Raw genomic sequence first — 16470 nt, forward strand, 5'->3', positions numbered from 1 at the left:
CTATCGGGCGCGCGCGGGCTCCGGGTATTGGAAGAATTTTCCCCACGCCCGATACCGGTACCGGGCGATATCGGGCAGGTAATGGGTGGCCAGCACGCCGGGGGAGCGGTTCGCGAACAGCGCCACGTCACGGCACAGATGCGCTTGATCGGTATAACCGCAGTCCAGGGCCACGTCGACGGCCCGCCGACCCGCCAGCAGACCATCCACCGCGGACCGGAAACGGACCAGCATGGCGGCGCGTTTCGGGGTCAGCCCGATCTGAGATTCGAACCGCGACCACAATCGCTTATGGCTCCAGCCCACGTAGTCGGCGAGCTCACCGATCCGCACCTGACCCCCGGACCCGAGAATACGATTCCAGCCCGCCAGCACCTCCGGATCGATCGCGGGCGCCCGGTCGCCCTGTGCCAGAAACGATTTCGTCACCGCGAACCGTTCCTCCCAGTTCCGCCCGGCCGCCAGCCGCTCTCGCAGTTCCCGGGCATGCCCGCCCCAGACCTCGTCCAGGTCGAGCGCAGCCCGGCCCAAATCTCTCGGGGCGATACCCAACAGCGCATACGCCTGGATCGGCGACAGCCGAATCTCGACGCACTCCGCGTTTCCGGCGCGAATCCGCATCGGCTCGACGGACAGCCCGGCCACGAAACCACCGAGGTCGCGCCGGCCGTCCGCATCATCGACGCGCAGCCCGCGCCCGCCGAACTCGATCAGCACGGTGACCGCCGCGGTCCCCGCCACCCGCAGATCCACCCCGGCCCCGCTCGTATCGCGATACCCGATGATCGTGGTCCCCGGCGCCGCGTCCGCGACCGGCCCCGCGAAGTCCCAGCCCGCCCGCGGGTCGCGACCCAAGTCCTCGATGCTCACCGGTCCAGGCTACGACCCTCACGAGTACCACCGCACGGTGTGCTCTTCACCAGGGCAGGGCGCCGGCGGCGTCGAAATAGCCGCCGGTCGGGCCGTTGCGGTCCAGTTGCGCCATTCGCACGATGATCTCGGCGCCTTCGCGCACGGTCTGCCGTCCCGCGTGGGCGTTGAGATCGGTTGCGGTGTAGCCGGGTTCGACCGCGTTGATCCGGATATCGGGGAACGCCTTCGCGTATTGCACGGTGATGCGATTGACCGCGGTCTTCGACGCGGGATAGGACAGGCCGGGATAGGCGTGGGCATTGGTGCCCGGGGTCGTGCTGCGGGTCATCGAAGCCAGGGAACTGCTGACGTTCACGATGCCCGGTACGGGTGATTTCCGGAGCAACGGCAGGAAGGCGTGCACGACGCGCACTATGCCGAAGACGTTGGTGTCGAACACCGTTCGCATCATGTCGGCGGTGAAGTCGGCGAGATCCCACCGCGCCGTTGCCCTCGACATCGATGCCTGCATTGTTGATGAGCACGTCCAGACCGCCGTCCGCCGCAACGAGTTTCGCCGCCGCATCCACCGATGCGTCGTCGGTGACATCCAATTGCACTGCGCGCGCGCCGATTCGGGCGGCGGCAGCCTGTCCGCGTTCGGCGTCACGGCTGCCCAGATAGACGGTGTGACCCGCCTCGATGAGCCGCCTGGCGGTTTCGAATCCGAGGCCTTTGTTCGCGCCGGTGATGAGTGTCGTCGTCATGAATTCAGACTTGTTGCGGACCGGCGGATCAACCAGTCGACCGATCTTCCTGGGACTGCCGATACCAGGCAGTGCGATCTGCTGCTGCGCCGCGCGGGCACAATGAACCCATGGCTACGGCGGAATTCGGTATCGCGCTGCGGCGCTGGCGTGATCAGGCATCGCCCGATGCCGCCGGACTGCCCGCGGTCGGCGCCCGGCGCGCGCCCGGATTGCGGCGCGAGGAATTGGCGCTGCTGGCCGGGATCTCGGTCGACTACGTCACCCGGCTCGAACAGGGCCGCGCTTCCAATCCCTCGCCGCAGGTCGTCGAAGCGCTGGCGCGGGCCCTGCGGCTGTCACCGGACGAGCGCGGCCACCTGTACCGGCTGGCCGGACTCGTCGTGCCGGAACCCGGCACCGTGCCCACCGCCATCCCGCCCGCCGTGCAGCGCATGCTGGATCGGCTGGCGGGCATCCCGGTCGCCGTCTTCGACGCGTCCTGGACACTGCTGCAAGCGAATCCGGCCTGCGCGGCGCTGCTGGGCGATCCGGCGGACTGGCAGGGCCGGGCCCGCAATCGCGTCTGGCGGCATTTCGTCGGCCCCGGCTCGGTGGGCCGGTACGCCCCGGAAACCCTCGCGGCCCTGGAAACCGCGCTCGTATCCGATCTGCGCGCGGCGGAACTGCGCTATCCCGCCGATCGCCGGCTGGGCGAACTCGTCGCCGACCTGCGCACGCACAGCGCCCGCTTCGCCGCGCTCTGGGAAGCCGGCACGGTCGCCGGTTACGACGTCACGGTCAAGACCATCGACCATCCGACCGCCGGTGAGCTCACCCTGGACTGCGCGGTGCTGACCGTCGCGGGCTGCGATCTGCGGATCATGATCGACACCGCCGAGCCGGGCAGCGCGGACGCCGAACGTCTCGCGCTGCTCACCGCGGTCGCGGTCGGCTAGCCGGGCCGGTTCACTCCTCGGAGAAGGTGCCCATCACCGGAAGCCACTCGACCACGCGCTTGGCCTCGATCAGGCCGAGGGTGGCGAACGGGTCCTCCGGCAGCAGCTTCTCCACCACCTCGATGTTCTCGGCGCGGAACAGGATCAGCGCGCCGGTGCCGTCGGTGTACGGGCCGCTGGTCAGGATGGTGCCCTGGTCGACGAGGTTGTTGAGGAAGGCGCGATGGGCCGGGCGGTTCTCCAGGCGGGCCGCGGCGGTGGCGTCGGTGTAGGTGTAGTGGACGGCGAAGATCGGCACGATGCGAACTTTCTGATCGGTGGAGTGATGCGAAGAAGTCAGAGCGTCAACAGCATTCGAGTATTCCCGAGCGTATTCGGCTTGACGTAGCTCAAATCCAGGAACTCCGCGACACCGGTGTCGTACGAGCGGCACATCTCGGCGTAGACCTCGGCGGTCACCGGGGTGCCCTCGATCTCCACGAACCCGTGCCGGGCGAAGAAATCCACCTCGAAGGTCAGCACGAACAACCGCTTCAGTTCCAGCTCCCGCGCGACCGCCACCAGCTGTTCCACGATCAGGCGGCCCGCGCCGGTGCCCTTGATGTCCGGGTGCACCGCCACGGTGCGCACCTCGCCCAGATCCGCCCACAGCACGTGCAGCGCGCCGCAGCCCACCAGCGTGCCGTGCTGCTCCGCGACCCAGAACTCCTGAACCGCCTCGTACAGCGTGACCAGGTTCTTTTCCAGCAGGATCTTGCCGGCGTAGATATCGATGAGGTTCTTGATCTGCGGCACATCCGAGGTTCGCGCGCGGCGCACGAGCGGCCGCGCCGTCGTCTCGCCGTCCGCTGAACCGCTGTGAGGTGCCCGTGTTGTCATGGGGTGCACAGTAGTCGGCCCTCGTACCGATAGGCTTGGTGGTGTGTCGTACATCCAGTCCCCTCGCATACCGGAATGGTCCGGAAACCATGGCCGGTGCCGCGGCCGGTGGGGGCGCTGGTGACGGTGCAGCGTGACGAGGTGGAAGGTCGCTGGGCCGATGCCGGTCCGAGCCGGCCGGGGTTCGTGCCGATCACCCACGGTGAGCCGGGGCCCCGGGTGGAGCCGGCGGCGACCCAGCAGATAGAGCCGGCGGCGGTGCCGCTGATGAATATCGCCAATGTGCTGACCGTGCTGCGCATCCTGATCGTGCCGCTGTTCCTGATGGCGTTGTTCGCCGGCGGCGGGCACGATCCGGGCTGGCGCTGGGGCGCGGCCGCGCTGTTCGGCATCGCGGCCATCACCGATCGCATCGACGGGCAGCTGGCCCGGAAGTACGGTCTGGTCACCGATTTCGGCAAACTCATGGATCCGATCGCCGACAAGGCCCTGATCGGGGCGGCGCTGATCGGGCTGTCCATGCTGGGCGATCTGCCGTGGTGGATGACGCTGGTGATCATCGCCCGGGAAGTGGGCGTGACGCTGCTGCGGCTGGCGGTGGTGCGCCGCGGCGTCATCCCGGCCGGACGCGGCGGCAAGCTCAAGACGCTGGTGCAGTCGGTGGCGATCGCCGCGCTGTTGCTGCCGCTCTCCGGCGGATTCGCCACGGCCGGAATGGCATTGATGTACGTGGCGGTGGTGCTCACCGTCGGCACCGGGCTCGACTACGTGGGCCAGGCCGCGCGGCTGTGGTTCGGTTCGCCCGGCGGCCGCCGTGCCGCCTGAACAGGTACCCGCCCCGCACATGGCGACCGCACCGGACGCCAGGCAGTTACCCGTTCACCGTGACCCGTTGCTCGATGACGTGCCCGAGGCCGCCGAGCTGGTCGGCGCGCTGAAGGCCGCCGGGCAGACCGTCGCCACCGCGGAATCGCTGACCGCCGGGCTGCTGTCAGCCACCATCGCGGGAATTCCGGGGGCGAGCGCCGTGTTGCGGGGTGGACTGATCGTCTACGCCACCGACCTGAAAAGCACCCTCGCCGATGTGAGTGCGGACACGCTGACCAGCGACGGAGCGGTGGCGGCGAGTACCGCCGAGCAACTGGCGGTGGGCGCCCGCAATCGCTGTGGCGCGGACTGGGGTTTGGGACTCACCGGCGTGGCCGGACCCGAACCGCAAGACGAATGCCCGGTCGGCACGGTATTCCTGGGTATAGCCGGACCCGAGGGAACCGAGGTGATCCGGTTGAAACTGTCGGGAGACCGGTGGACGATCAGGGTGGGTGCGGTCCGTGCCGCGGTCACCGAGCTCGTCCGGGGAATTCGGGGCGGGTGAGCAGGCCGGGAACGCGCGGCCGACGCCGGACGTTGTCCAGTCAGACGCTGGGTCCGGCGAGACGAGTGTGAGGAGAACGAGATGACGCTGCTGCGAGAAGCCATCGGGGAAAGTCTGCGGCGCGCTCGGGTCGCCCAGGGCCGGACCTTGCGCGAGGTCTCCACCTCGGCGCGCGTGAGTCTGGGGTATCTGTCCGAGGTGGAGCGCGGGCGCAAGGAGGCTTCCAGCGAACTGCTGGCCGCCATCTGCCAGGCCCTGGACGTGCCGCTGGCCCAGGTGCTCTTCGACGTCAGCTCCGCCATGGCGGACGCCGACCGCAAGGCGAGTGTGGCTGCGGCCAAGGCGAGTACGCCCGCGGTCGCGGCCCTGTCCGCCGCGCCCCGGATCGTCATTCCGGCGCCCAAGTCGGACCGGCTGGTGCTGGTGGCCGCCAAGTGAGCGCTGTGCGGTGGATCCGAAAGGGATAAATTCTCTGTAGGCTTCGTGCCGGAGACGTCGTGCAGCCGCAAAAGTCTCCGGCACGGCTGCTGAGCAACAGTTGGACAGGGACAACAGGGATGCGTGAGGGTCGCGCATCATGCCGCACACCACGACGGCGCGCGGCACGTCACATGGAGGCGGGATCAATCGATGGCTAATCCGTTCGTCAAGGCCTGGAAGTACATGATGGCCCTCTTCGATTCCAAGATCGAAGAGCATGCGGATCCGAAGGTGCAGATCCAGCAGGCCATCGAGGAAGCCCAGCGGCAGCATCAGGCCCTGTCGCAGCAGGCCGCATCGGTCATCGGCAACCAGCGGCAGCTGGAGATGAAGCTCAACCGCCAGCTGGACGAGGTCGAGAAGCTCAATGCCAATGCGCGCCAGGCGGTCATGCTGGCCGATCAGGCGGCGGGCGCGGGCGACACCGAGAAGGCCATCCAGTACACCAATGCCGCCGAGGCGTTCGCCGCGCAGCTGGTCACCGCCGAGCAGGCCGTCGAGGACCTGAAGGTGCTGCACGATCAGTCGCTGCAGGCCGCCGCGCAGGCCAAGAAGGCCGTCGAGCAGAACGCCATGCTGCTGCAGCAGAAGGTCGCCGAGCGCACCAAGCTGCTGTCCCAGCTGGAGCAGGCCAAGATGCAGGAGCAGGTCTCCGCCTCCTTGCAGCAGATGGACTCCACCCTCTCGGCCCCCGGCACCACCCCGAGCCTGGACGCGGTGCGCGAGAAGATCGAGCGCCGCTACGCGAACGCCCTCGGCGCCGCCGAACTGGCCCAGAACTCGGTGCAGGGCCGCATGATGGAAGTACAGCAGGCCTCCATCCAGATGGCCGGCCACAGCCGTCTCGAGCAGATCCGTGCCTCCATGCGCGGCGACACCCTGCCCGCCGCCGGCAACCAGCAGCAGCTGAACCAGGGCCAGACCGCCGCCAACCCGGCTCAGCCCCAGTTCGACAAGGGCCAGGCCGCCCAGCAGTAAGCTCGGCAGTTCTCGAAAGGCGTTGCACTGATGGGGAGATCGCGGGCCGACAACGACCCCGCGGTCTCCCGCGCGCGTTTCCGCCGCCGCCCGCGCCCCGAACCGCAACGCCCCGAGCCGATCCCCGGCCTCCCCACCGTCTTCCCGGCCGCGAACCCCGCGCCCGAGGTTTCTGTCGTACCCCCGCGCGATACTGCCCGCATGCCCGCGGACCCGGCTCGCCCGCCGAACCACACCGCGCCGCTCCCGAATCCGGCGCACCTGACCGACCCGATGCCGAATCCGGCCGCCGCGCCGCGCTATCCCGACCCCGCGGGGGACGAACCAGACCTTCACGGAGCGGGTTTCGCTGCAGCACAGGTCAACTCGCCGCCACCTGCGGACGCTCCTCGGGGACGGGCAGCGTCGAGCCCGCGCGTCGCACGGCCGTACGGAACTCCCGGCCGGACGCCTACCGGTGCTTCGGCGCCCACCGGCTATCCGGTTGACCAGTCCATCGCGGGATCGCCGTCCGCGAGTGCCGCCTTCAATGATCCGAGCGCCACCGGCCCCGAGCCGTCGCGCCGCCGGAAGGCGAAGAAGTCGCGGAGTGCGCCGCCCCCTCCGGCCGAACCCAAACGGCGGGAGCGGGCCACGCAGGTGGTGCGGGAGATGCTGGCGCCCAGCGGTGTCGAGCCGGAGGAGTTGGCGCGGCGGGTGCCGGACACGCTGCGCGAGGTCGGTGAGCATGCTCTGTTCGCGGTGCGGAAGTGGGCTGATCCGCGGGAGCGGGAGTTGCGGAAGCGGCGGCGTACGCGGCGACGGAGTCTGCGGCTCGGTACCGCCGGTGGCTTGACCACCGCTGGAACCGTTGGGCTGGTGTTGATCTCGGCCCCGGCATGGGCGGTCATCGTGGTCGGCGGTGGTGCGGTCGCGCTGGTCACCGGCACCGCGGTCACGGCCAAACGGTATCTGCAACTGCGTAAGGAACCCCTGCCGCAGGCGTCGTTCGCGCCCCGGAAGCTGCCGCCGCTGCGGTCGGCGGCCCGCGCGTCCATTGCCCGGCTGGTGCGCGCCGAACGCGCCCTGCACGGCCTCGGCGACCAGATCTCCCGATCGGGGCGGCTACCCGAAGACGACTTGAACGACACCCTCGAGACCGCGGCCTCGGGCGCGGCCGCATTGCACGCCCTGGCCGCCGACATGGTGGCCATGGAGCGGGCGGCGGGTGCGCTCGGTGGCCGGGATTCGATTCTGGTGGGCCATGTTCAAGCCGTCGCCACCCGGCTCGACGGCGGCGTGGTCGAGTTCGAGGGTATGGTCGCGGCGGCGGCCCGGGTACTCGCGGTGCCCGAGAGTGCCGCTATCGCAGATGATCTCGGCTGGGCCATGGTGCATCTGCGCGACGCCGCCGACCGCCTGGACGGCTGGGCGCAGGCGCTCACCGACCTGGCCGACGAGCGCTACCGCGCGTAGCCCGCGACCATTGCCGAGCATGGCCGACGAGCGCTACCGCGCGTAGCCGACGACCGGTACCGGGTATGGATCCTGCCCTCGGGGTTGTTGTGCGAAATGCTCGCGCACGCGGGATCGGCCCCTCAGGGTCTACCCTGAACTTTCCCCGATATCGGTGCTGACCTGGTGATTTCCCGGCCGGGAGCGGTCAGGATGGTAGGTGTCGGATCGCGCGGACGCCGGTTCGGAAACCTTCGGGAGGATTGTCATGCTGTGGAAGATCATCGGCGTTGTCGCGGTCATCTGGATCGCGCTCGCGATCATCGGCGCACTGATCAAGGGTCTGTTCCCGATCCTGGTGATCAGCGCCGTCGTCTTCGGCCTCTACCTGCTGTACAAGGCGCTGTCCGGCTCGGACAAGTCGCCCATCGGCAAGCTGTAGCGCAGGCCGCGCGACCGGACATCGGAAGCCCGGGCCGCCCCCGAGAGTGGGGGTACCCGGGCTTTTCGCTGCGTGCGGCGAATCCCGGGAATCGGATCGTCCGCCCGTTCGTTGTCGGCGGCATGGCTACTGCTGTTGTCGCCACCTCCTACGGTGGCCCGGAAGTGTTGTCGCTGATCGATGTCGATGTCCCCGACCCGGGCCCCGGTCAGGTCACCGTGGAAGTCCGTGCGGCGGGCGTGAACCCGTTCGACTACAAGCGTTACAGCGGTGCGTTCGGCACCGATCCGAACGCCCTGCCCCTCCGGCTCGGCCTGGAATTCTCCGGCGTGGTCACCGCGGTCGGCCCCGACGCCGAAGGGCCCGCCGGTCCGGTGCGCGTCGGTGACGAGGTCATCGGCAGGGCCGAAGGCGCTTACGCCGGTGTCGTCACGCTGCCCGCCGCCAAGACCGTGCCCAAGCCCGCCGAATTGAGCTGGGAGGTGGCGTCCGGTCTGCTCAGCACCGGCGGCACGGCGGTGCACCTGCTCGCGGCCACCCGGGTCGCGGCCGGTGACACGGTCCTGGTGCACGGCGCGGCGGGCAGCGTCGGCGCGCTGGCCGCGCAGCTCGCGGTGGCCCGCGGCGCGCGCGTGATCGGCACCGCGTCGGCCGGACGGCACGAACGTCTGCGCGGTTACGGCGTGGAACCGGTCGAATACGGTCCGGGACTGGGCGATCGGGTGCGGGCGCTGGCCCCCGGCGGCGTCGACGTCGCCATCGACACCGTCGGCAGTGACGAGGCCGTCGACGTCTCCCTCGAACTGGTCGCCGACCGTTCCCGCATCGCCACCATCGTCGCCTTCGGCCGCGCCGACACCGGCATCCAGATCCTCGGCGGCGGCCCCGGCGCCGACCCGGGCACCGAGATCCGCGGCAATGCCTGGCGCGAACTGGTGCCGGCCGCCGCCGCGGGCAAGCTCGAGGTCACCATCGCCGCCACCTACCCCCTGGACGAAGTCGCCGCCGCCCACGAATTCGTGCGCGACGGACACGCGGGTGGAAAGGTCGTTCTACTGCCGAAGCGCGGATAGCCGAGGCGAATTCGGTGAATCGTCCCATCAGGGCGGACCGAGTCACATATGTTGTCGGGCACAACATATTGATCGGTGTGCGGCCGCAAGCCGGTGGCCGCCGCTCGAAAGGTCACCCTGATGAGGACGAAAACCCCCTTCACGCAGCATGATTCCGCCCGCACCCGGCGCGGCGCGCTGTTCGCGGGCTGCGCGCTGGCACTCACCGGACTGCTCACGCTCACCGCCTGCGGTTCCAACTCCAGCAATACCGACACGCCCGGAACGTCATCCGGCGGGGGAGGCGGGAAGGGAACGGTCGGCGTCATCCTGCCCGAGACCGCCACCTCGGCCCGCTGGGAATCCTTCGACAAGCCGATGCTCCAGGAAGCCCTGCGCGCCGAGGGTTTCGACGCCGACGTGCAGAACGCGCAGGGCGATGTGCAGAAATTCAGTACCCTCGCCGACGGCATGATCGCCAAGGGGGTGAAGGTGCTGGTCATCGCCTCGATCAATAGCGAGGTGGGCAGCGCCGTCGCGGCCAAGGCCAAGAAGTCGGGCATTCCGACCATCGACTACGACCGGCTCAATCTCGGCGGATCCTCGGACTACTACGTGTCTTTCGACAATGTGAAGGTCGGCGAACTCCAGGGCCAGGCCCTCGCCACCGCGTTGAAGGACAAGCCCGCCGCCTCGGTCATCGAGATCGAGGGCGCGCCGACCGACAACAACGCCACCCTGTTCCATCAGGGCCAGCAGAAGGTGCTGCAGCCGCTCTACGACGCGGGCACCCTGAAACTGGTGCGCAGCCAGGCCATCGACGGCTGGGACAATCAGAAGGGCGGCAACACCTTCGAGCAGATCCTGACCGGCAACGGCGGCAAGGTCGACGGCGTGGTGGCGGCCAATGACGGGCTGGCCGGCGCGGTCATCACCGTGCTGAAGAAGAACGGCCTCAACGGCAAGGTGCCGGTGACCGGACAGGACGCCACCGCCGACGGGCTCAAGGCGGTACTGCGCGGCGACCAGTACATGACGGTGTTCAAGCCGATCCGCGAAGAGGCGCAGGCGGCTGCGAAACTCGCGGTGGCGCTGGCCAAGGGCGACAAATCCGCCGCGGACGCGTTGGCCACCGCGGTGAGCCAGGATCCCAAGGGCAAGCGGGACGTGAAATCGGTGCTGCTGCCGCCGCAGACCATCCTGCGCGCGGACGTCAAGCAGGTCACCGACGCCGGTTTCGTGAAGGCCGGCGATCTGTGCACCGGTGACGTCAAGTCCGCCTGCACCGAGCTCGGCATCGCCTGAGGGGTAGGGCCATGAGCGAGCCGCTGCTGCGAATCACCGGGCTGAACAAGAGCTTCGGCCCGGTGCACGTGCTGCACGATGTGGATTTCACCGTGCCCGCCGGGCAGGTCACCGCACTGGTCGGGGACAATGGCGCGGGCAAGACCACCTTGGTGAAATGCGTTGCCGGAATTCATGATTCGGATTCCGGCGAGGTGCGATTCCGGGGCGAACCGGTGCACCTGCGCGGACCCAAGGACGCGGCGGCGCTCGGGATCGAGGTGGTCTACCAGGATCTGGCGCTGGCCGACAATCTCGACATCGTGGCCAATATGTTCCTCGGCCGCGAACGCGGGAAACCGTGGCTGCTGGACGAGGCGAGCATGGAGGAGGCGGCCCGCCGCACCCTCGCCTCGCTCGGCGTGCGCACCGTGAAATCGGTGCGCACGCCCGTGGCCTCGCTGTCCGGCGGGCAGCGGCAGACCGTGGCCATCGCCAAAGCCGTGCTGTGGAACAGCAATCTGGTGCTGCTGGACGAGCCGACCGCCGCCCTCGGCGTGGCGCAGACCCGGCAGGTGCTCGACCTGGTCCGGCGGCTCGCCGAACAGGGCCTCGGCGTGGTGCTGATCAGCCACAACCTGGCCGACGTGTTCGAGGTCGCGGATCGCATCGCGGTGCTCTACCTGGGGCGCATGGCCGCCGAGGTGCGCACCGCCGACGTCACGCACTCCCAGGTTGTGGAGCTGATCACCGCCGGCCGTTCCGGCGACCTCGGCCTCGCCCGGCCCGAGGCGGTGGTCCTGTGAGCGACGATCTGGCGAACAAGACCGGCGAATCCGAAAGCAATACCGCGGTAACCGATTTCGGGATCGACACCACGACACTCTCCACGCGGGAAGCCTTGCGCGACTATGTGATGCGGTTGCGGGGCGGGGAGATCGGGTCGTTGCCGGCGCTGCTCGGGCTGGTGGCGCTGGTGGTGCTGTTCTCGATCATGTCGGATGTGTTCTTCTCGCTCAACAACATCGCGAATCTGCTGGCGCAGGGTGCGGGGCAGACGATCATCGCCATCGGGATCGTGTACGTGCTGCTGATCGGGGAGATCGATCTGTCGGCGGGGACCGCGTCCGGGGTGGCGGGGGCGGTGCTGGCCATGCACTACGTGAAGGACGGAAACCTGCTCGACGGCATGGGATCCACGGTGTTCTTCGTGTTCAACGCGCTGCTGGTGCTGGGCGCGGTACTGGCGGCGCTGCTGCGGATCTGGCCGGGGGTGGCGTTGTCGCTGCTCGGGGTGGCGGTGACGCTGATCGGGTTCAAAGCCAATCCGTGGGTGGAGATGCTGCTGGCGGTGTGCGTGGGCGCGGCCATCGGGTGCATCACCGGGTTCCTGATCGCGAAGATCGGGATGCCGTCGTTCGTGGTGACCCTCGCCCTGTTCCTGACCTGGCAGGGCGTGATCCTCCAATTGATCGGGGAGGGCGGGGTATTGGGCATCAGCTCCTCGCACGTGCTCGATCAGGTGGCGAACGGGAATCTGTCCACCGCCGGCAGCTGGATCCTGTGCGTGGTGGCCGCCGGCGGCTATACGGCGGTCACGCTGGGCGGGCATCTGCTGCGCCGGCGGCGGGGCCTGGTCACCGCGCCGACGCCGCTGGTGGTCGCGAAAGTGGTGGCGCTCAGCGGTTTCGCGATCGTGGTGACCGCGCTGCTCACCGTGAACCGGTCACCGAACTCGCTCATCGTGATCTCCGGCGTCCCGTACGTGGTGCCGATCGTGCTGGTGCTGCTGGTGGCGGGCACCTACGTGCTCAACCGCACCACCTACGGCCGCCACATCTACGCGGTCGGCGGCAATGCCGAAGCGGCGCGCCGGGCGGGCATCGACGTGACTCGTTTGCGCGCAAGCGTTTTCGTCATCTGCTCCTCGTGCGCGGCGGTCGGCGCGATCGTCTACTCGTCCAAGGTCGGCTCGGTCGATCCGCAGGCGGGCGGGCTCAACACGCTGCTGTTCGCGGTCGGCGCGGCCGTGATCGGCGGGACCTCGCTGTTCGGCGGGCGCGGGCGGGTGGCGGACGCGGTGATCGGCGGCGCGGTGCTGGCCGTGGTGTCGAACGGGCTCGGCCTGCTCTCGCAGCCCGCCGCCGTGGTTTCCATAGTGACCGGTCTGGTGCTTTTGCTGGCCGCCACGGTGGACGCGCTCTCGAGACGCCGCGCGGCGATCGCGCAATCGTGAGCGCCGCAATGGTATTCCTGAGTCCATGACCGTCCCGCTGCACTCATGACCGTCGCACGCCCGGACGAGGTACGCCGTTTCAATCGCGCCAGTCTGCTGCGCCTGCTGCACGCCGGCGGCCCCGCCACCCGGGCCGCCCTGGCCACCGAGCTCGGCCTGAACCGTTCCACCATCAAAATGCTGGTGGACGGGCTGGCCGAGGCCGGACTGGTGGAGGAGAAGGTGCCGCGGCTGGCGCGCGGCGCGGGCCGTCCCTCGCTGCTGGTGCTGCCGCAGCCGCAGGCGGCGGTGGTGCTGGCGGTGGATGTGACGGCCGAACACGCCGGGATCGCGCTGGTCGGGTTCGGCGGGCAGATCCTGGGCCGCAACAGCTGGAATCTGCATGGGCGGCAACGGGAACCCGACGAGGTCATCACCCATGTCGCGGAATCGGCGGCGCTGCTGGCGGGGGATCTGGGGCTGCGGCCGGTGGCGGTGGGCGTGTCGGTGCCCGGCGTGGTGCGGCGCGCCGACGGGCTGGTGCACACCGCCGCCAATCTGGCCTGGGGTGATGTGGCGCTCGGGCAGCGCATGCGGGCGGTGCTGGGGGTTCCGGTGGTGGTCGGCAACGATGCCGAATTGGGTGCGCTCGCAGAGCATTTGCGCGGTGCGGGGCAGGGCGCGTCGGACGCGGTCTATGTGACGGCCGACATCGGCGTGGGCGGCGGGCTCATCGCGCAAGGCTCCCCGCTGCGCGGTTCCGCCGGATACCTCGGCGAGATCGGCCATATGACGGTGCGGCCCGGCGGTCGTCCCTGCCACTGCGGCAATATCGGCTGCTGGGAAACCGAGGTCGGCCAGGCCGCCCTGTGCCGCGCCCTCGGCCTGCCCGAACACGCCCCCCGCGGCGCGATCGTCGCCGAACTGCGTACCCGGCACGGCGATCGCACGCCCGAACTGGCCGACTACCTCGAATGGATGACCCTCGGCCTGGTGAACGTCGTGAACATCCTCGGCCCCGAACTCCTCGTCCTCGGCGACCTCTTCGCCGCCCTGCCCGATCCGGCCATCGCCCAGGTGGCAGACGAGGTCCGCCGCCGCAGCATGGTCAGCCGCGCCCTCGGCGGCATCCGCCTCGAGAAGTCCACCCTCGGCCCCGACCTCAAGCTCCTCGGCGCAGCCGAAGCCGCCTTCGAAGACGTCCTCGGAATGCTCTGAGCCGCAGCGGATTCGGATTAGCTCACAGCCAACGCGCCTGGCGGAGTCGCGAACCGCGCGGCCGGGGTGAATGGTGCGCGCGGCCTGGGTGAATGGTGCGTGGGTCCGGGGTGAATGGTGCGTGGGGCCGGGGTGGATGGTGCGTGGGGGCCGGGGTGAATGGTGCTTGGCCTCGCCGGAGCGGATGGTGCGTGGCCGCGCCGGGGTGAATGGTGCGCGGCTGCTGGACGAACGGGGGTGCGGATCCGGGCCGCTTTTCCGATGCGGTGGACGGCGGTGCCGCCTTGCCCGGTGGTGGTTGAATTTCGGGTATGGAGCAGCTTCCCGAGGACTGGCAGCGTGGACTGATCATCGTCGCGCACCCTGACGACATCGAGTACGGCGCGGCCGCCGCGGTGGCCCGCTGGACGCGGCAGGGCAAGGACATTCGCTATCTGCTGGCCAGTCGCGGTGAGGCGGGTATTGCCGGCATGCCGCCTGCGGAGGCCGGGCCGCTGCGCGAGGCCGAGGAGCTGGCCAGTGCCAAGATCGTTGGGGTGAGCGAGGTCGAATTCCTCGAGCATGCTGACGGCCGCATCGAGGAATCTCTGGACCTGCGCCGCGATATCGCGGGTGCCATCCGCCGCCATCGCCCGGAAATGGTGGTGCTGTTCAACTTCGGGGACGTCTGGGCCCGCGGCTACGCCAACAGCGCCGACCACCGCGCTGTCGGCCGCGCGGCCCTGGATGCCGTCTCCGACGCCGGTAATGAGTGGATCCACCCCGAACTCGCCGACCTGCCCCCGCACTCCCCGCGCTGGGCCGCCGTCTACGGCGTCCCCGACGGCAGCCACGCCGTCGACGTCTCCGCCACCATGGATACCGCCGTCGAATCCCTCACCGCCCACCGCCGCTACCTCGAAGCCCTCAGCGACGAGCCCGTCGAATCCCAAGCCCGCGCCGTCCTCGAAATGAGCGCGGGTCCGAAGGAAGGCTTCGACGCCCCGAACGCGATCAGTTTCGAGCTGTACTACTTCGCCGGCTGAGCGCACCACCGGCAGTGCCATTCCGCCATCCCGGAGCACCGTCGGCCGGGAACTCACCTGCCTCGGCGACGAGCCCGCCGAATCGCAGACCCGCGCTGTCCCCGCGATGAGGGTGGTCTCCAGCCCGCGAAACGCAGCAACTGATCGCGCGAGCTGCGGGTAACTCGCCGGGTACGCCCAAAGTGGATTCGGCTCCCAACCGCCGGCACGCGTCTTCAACGGTGAACGGCACCCAAGCCGCGCGCCGAAGTCGCGGGGAGGCGGGTTAGCCTCCCAACCGCCGGCACGCGTCCCCAACAGCGAACGGCTCCCGGGCCGGGCGCTGAAGTCCCGGGGAGGCGGGGGAGTTAGCCTTCATGCGTGCGTGTAGCTGTGGTGGCCGGGCCTGATCCGGGACATGCCTTTCCGGCGATCGCGTTGTGCCTGCGGTTTCTTCAGGCGGGCGATGATCCGGTGCTGTTCACCAGTCCGCGCTGGTTCGACGCGGCGCGCGATGCCGGGATCGGGGTGCGGCGGCTGAAGGGGCTGGCGCCGCGTGCCGAGGACGATGACGCCGATGCGGGGGCGCGGATTCATCAACGCGCGGCGCATATTTCGACCGAGATCCTGCCCGATTTGAGCGCCATGCTCCCCGAGCTGGTCGTCTCGGATGTGCTGACCGCCGGGGGCGGGATGGCGGCGGAGCGGCTCGGCGTGCCGTGGGTGGAGCTGTCACCGCATCCGCTGTATCTCCAGTCGAAAGCCCTGCCGCCCATCGGAAGTGGGCTCGCGGCGGGGGAGGGCATGCGTGGCCGGGCCCGCGATTCCGTGCTGCGCGGTTTGTCCTCGCGTGCCGTGCGACGCGGCGAACTGCAACGTGAGCAGGCCCGGGTGAGCATCGGGCTGCCCGCCGAGGATCCCGGACCTGCCGCCCGGCTGGTAGCCACGCTCCCGGCGCTCGAGGTCCCGCGTCCCGACTGGCCGGACAATGCCCACCTGGTCGGTCCCCTGCTCTGGGAGCCCACCGATCACATCCTGGACCTGCCGCCCGGCGACGAGCCCCTGATCATGGTGGCCCCGTCGACCGCGCACACCGGCGTCACCGGCATGGCCGACCTCGTATTGGAAGCCCTCGAGGGCGCGAACGTCCGCGTCGCCGTCTCCACCCTCGACACCCCGCCCGCGCATCTGCCGCCCTGGGCCACAGCGGGTTTGGGCCGCCAGGACGAACTACTGCGCCACGCCGCCCTGGTGATCGGCGGCGGCGGTCACGGCCTGCTGGCCAAATCCCTGCTGTCCGGCGTCCCCATCATCACCGTCCCCGGCGGCGGCGACCAGTGGGAACTGGCGAATCGCGCAGCCCGCCAAGGCAGTTCCCTCTTCATCCGCCCCCTCACCCCCGAAGCGGTCCGGGAAGCGGTGTCCCGCATCCTCACCGAGGACTCCTTCACCACCGCCGCCCGCTCGGCCGCCGCCGGCGCGTCCGTGGTCTCCGACCCCATCCAGATCTGCCACGAAGCCCGCGCCGCGACCCGGGCCGGCTGAACGAGTG

General features: G+C 69.6%; 18 protein-coding genes and 1 pseudogene. 14 read left to right on the plus strand and 5 right to left on the minus strand.

Annotated features, from left to right (window positions below; translation table 11 throughout):
• The 3 genes and pseudogenes from LTV02_RS02770 to LTV02_RS39165 all read right to left on the minus strand — a co-directional run.
• Positions 1-870, minus strand: a complete 870-nt coding sequence (locus LTV02_RS02770; RefSeq protein ID WP_233037910.1) for a helix-turn-helix domain-containing protein — start codon at positions 868-870, stop codon at positions 1-3.
• Positions 871-916: 46 nt separating this feature from the next.
• Positions 917-1372: an SDR family NAD(P)-dependent oxidoreductase gene (locus tag LTV02_RS39160; protein WP_332909556.1), complete on the minus strand. Its 456-nt coding sequence runs from the start codon at positions 1370-1372 to the stop codon at positions 917-919.
• Positions 1373-1424: 52 nt separating this feature from the next.
• Positions 1425-1619: pseudogene (locus LTV02_RS39165) on the minus strand (SDR family NAD(P)-dependent oxidoreductase); the annotation flags it as partial.
• A 110-nt stretch (positions 1620-1729) separates the two neighbouring features.
• On the opposite strand from LTV02_RS39165, the gene LTV02_RS02780 reads away from it, so the two are divergent.
• Positions 1730-2557, plus strand: coding sequence for a helix-turn-helix domain-containing protein (locus LTV02_RS02780; protein WP_233037912.1), 828 nt, complete (start codon positions 1730-1732; stop codon positions 2555-2557).
• 10 nt (positions 2558-2567) lie between these two features.
• On the opposite strand, the gene LTV02_RS02785 is transcribed toward LTV02_RS02780, so the two are convergent.
• Together LTV02_RS02785 and LTV02_RS02790 are read right to left on the minus strand one after the other, a co-directional pair.
• Positions 2568-2855 carry a YciI family protein gene (locus tag LTV02_RS02785; protein ID WP_233037914.1) on the minus strand — a complete coding sequence of 96 codons (288 nt, stop codon included), beginning with the start codon at positions 2853-2855 and terminating at the stop codon, positions 2568-2570.
• A gap of 38 nt (positions 2856-2893) precedes the next feature.
• Positions 2894-3436 carry an amino-acid N-acetyltransferase gene (locus tag LTV02_RS02790; protein WP_233037924.1) on the minus strand — a complete coding sequence of 181 codons (543 nt, stop codon included), beginning with the start codon at positions 3434-3436 and terminating at the stop codon, positions 2894-2896.
• A 75-nt stretch (positions 3437-3511) separates the two neighbouring features.
• On the opposite strand from LTV02_RS02790, the gene pgsA reads away from it, so the two are divergent.
• From pgsA to LTV02_RS02855, 13 genes are all read left to right on the plus strand, one after another.
• Positions 3512-4261 (plus strand): CDP-diacylglycerol--glycerol-3-phosphate 3-phosphatidyltransferase, encoded by a 750-nt coding sequence (gene pgsA, locus LTV02_RS02795; protein WP_233037926.1) that lies wholly within the window; start codon positions 3512-3514, stop codon positions 4259-4261.
• Between the two features lie 19 nt (positions 4262-4280).
• Positions 4281-4811: a CinA family protein gene (locus LTV02_RS02800; RefSeq protein ID WP_067706613.1), complete on the plus strand. Its 531-nt coding sequence runs from the start codon at positions 4281-4283 to the stop codon at positions 4809-4811.
• An 81-nt stretch (positions 4812-4892) separates the two neighbouring features.
• The gene (locus LTV02_RS02805) at positions 4893-5249 is read left to right on the plus strand and encodes a helix-turn-helix domain-containing protein (RefSeq protein ID WP_067706616.1); all 357 of its coding nucleotides are present in this window, start codon (positions 4893-4895) and stop codon (positions 5247-5249) included.
• Positions 5250-5441: 192 nt separating this feature from the next.
• Positions 5442-6269 carry a phage shock protein PspA gene (gene pspA, locus LTV02_RS02810; RefSeq protein WP_067706618.1) on the plus strand — a complete coding sequence of 276 codons (828 nt, stop codon included), beginning with the start codon at positions 5442-5444 and terminating at the stop codon, positions 6267-6269.
• Between the two features lie 30 nt (positions 6270-6299).
• Positions 6300-7724: a phage shock envelope stress response protein PspM gene (gene pspM, locus LTV02_RS02815; RefSeq protein WP_233037928.1), complete on the plus strand. Its 1425-nt coding sequence runs from the start codon at positions 6300-6302 to the stop codon at positions 7722-7724.
• Positions 7725-7923: 199 nt separating this feature from the next.
• Positions 7924-8145, plus strand: coding sequence for a hypothetical protein (locus LTV02_RS02820; protein WP_067706621.1), 222 nt, complete (start codon positions 7924-7926; stop codon positions 8143-8145).
• A gap of 122 nt (positions 8146-8267) precedes the next feature.
• Positions 8268-9218, plus strand: coding sequence for an NADP-dependent oxidoreductase (locus tag LTV02_RS02825; protein ID WP_233037930.1), 951 nt, complete (start codon positions 8268-8270; stop codon positions 9216-9218).
• A 120-nt stretch (positions 9219-9338) separates the two neighbouring features.
• The gene (locus LTV02_RS02830) at positions 9339-10502 is read left to right on the plus strand and encodes a sugar ABC transporter substrate-binding protein (RefSeq protein WP_233037940.1); all 1164 of its coding nucleotides are present in this window, start codon (positions 9339-9341) and stop codon (positions 10500-10502) included.
• Between the two features lie 11 nt (positions 10503-10513).
• Positions 10514-11287, plus strand: a complete 774-nt coding sequence (locus LTV02_RS02835) for an ATP-binding cassette domain-containing protein (RefSeq protein ID WP_067706627.1) — start codon at positions 10514-10516, stop codon at positions 11285-11287.
• A complete protein-coding gene (locus tag LTV02_RS02840; RefSeq protein ID WP_233037942.1) occupies positions 11284-12717 on the plus strand; it encodes a sugar ABC transporter permease in 1434 nt (477 codons plus the stop codon). The genes LTV02_RS02835 and LTV02_RS02840 overlap by 4 nt, the downstream gene beginning before the upstream one ends.
• Before the next feature lie 45 nt (positions 12718-12762).
• A complete protein-coding gene (locus LTV02_RS02845) occupies positions 12763-13914 on the plus strand; it encodes an ROK family transcriptional regulator (RefSeq protein ID WP_233037944.1) in 1152 nt (383 codons plus the stop codon).
• A gap of 311 nt (positions 13915-14225) precedes the next feature.
• Positions 14226-14939: a PIG-L deacetylase family protein gene (locus LTV02_RS02850; RefSeq protein WP_233037946.1), complete on the plus strand. Its 714-nt coding sequence runs from the start codon at positions 14226-14228 to the stop codon at positions 14937-14939.
• A gap of 360 nt (positions 14940-15299) precedes the next feature.
• Positions 15300-16463 carry a glycosyltransferase gene (locus LTV02_RS02855; protein ID WP_233037948.1) on the plus strand — a complete coding sequence of 388 codons (1164 nt, stop codon included), beginning with the start codon at positions 15300-15302 and terminating at the stop codon, positions 16461-16463.
• The last annotated feature ends 7 nt before the right edge of the window (positions 16464-16470 follow it).

It is taken from the genome of Nocardia yamanashiensis (genome assembly GCF_021183565.1).
In the GTDB taxonomy this organism is placed as follows: domain Bacteria; phylum Actinomycetota; class Actinomycetes; order Mycobacteriales; family Mycobacteriaceae; genus Nocardia; species Nocardia yamanashiensis.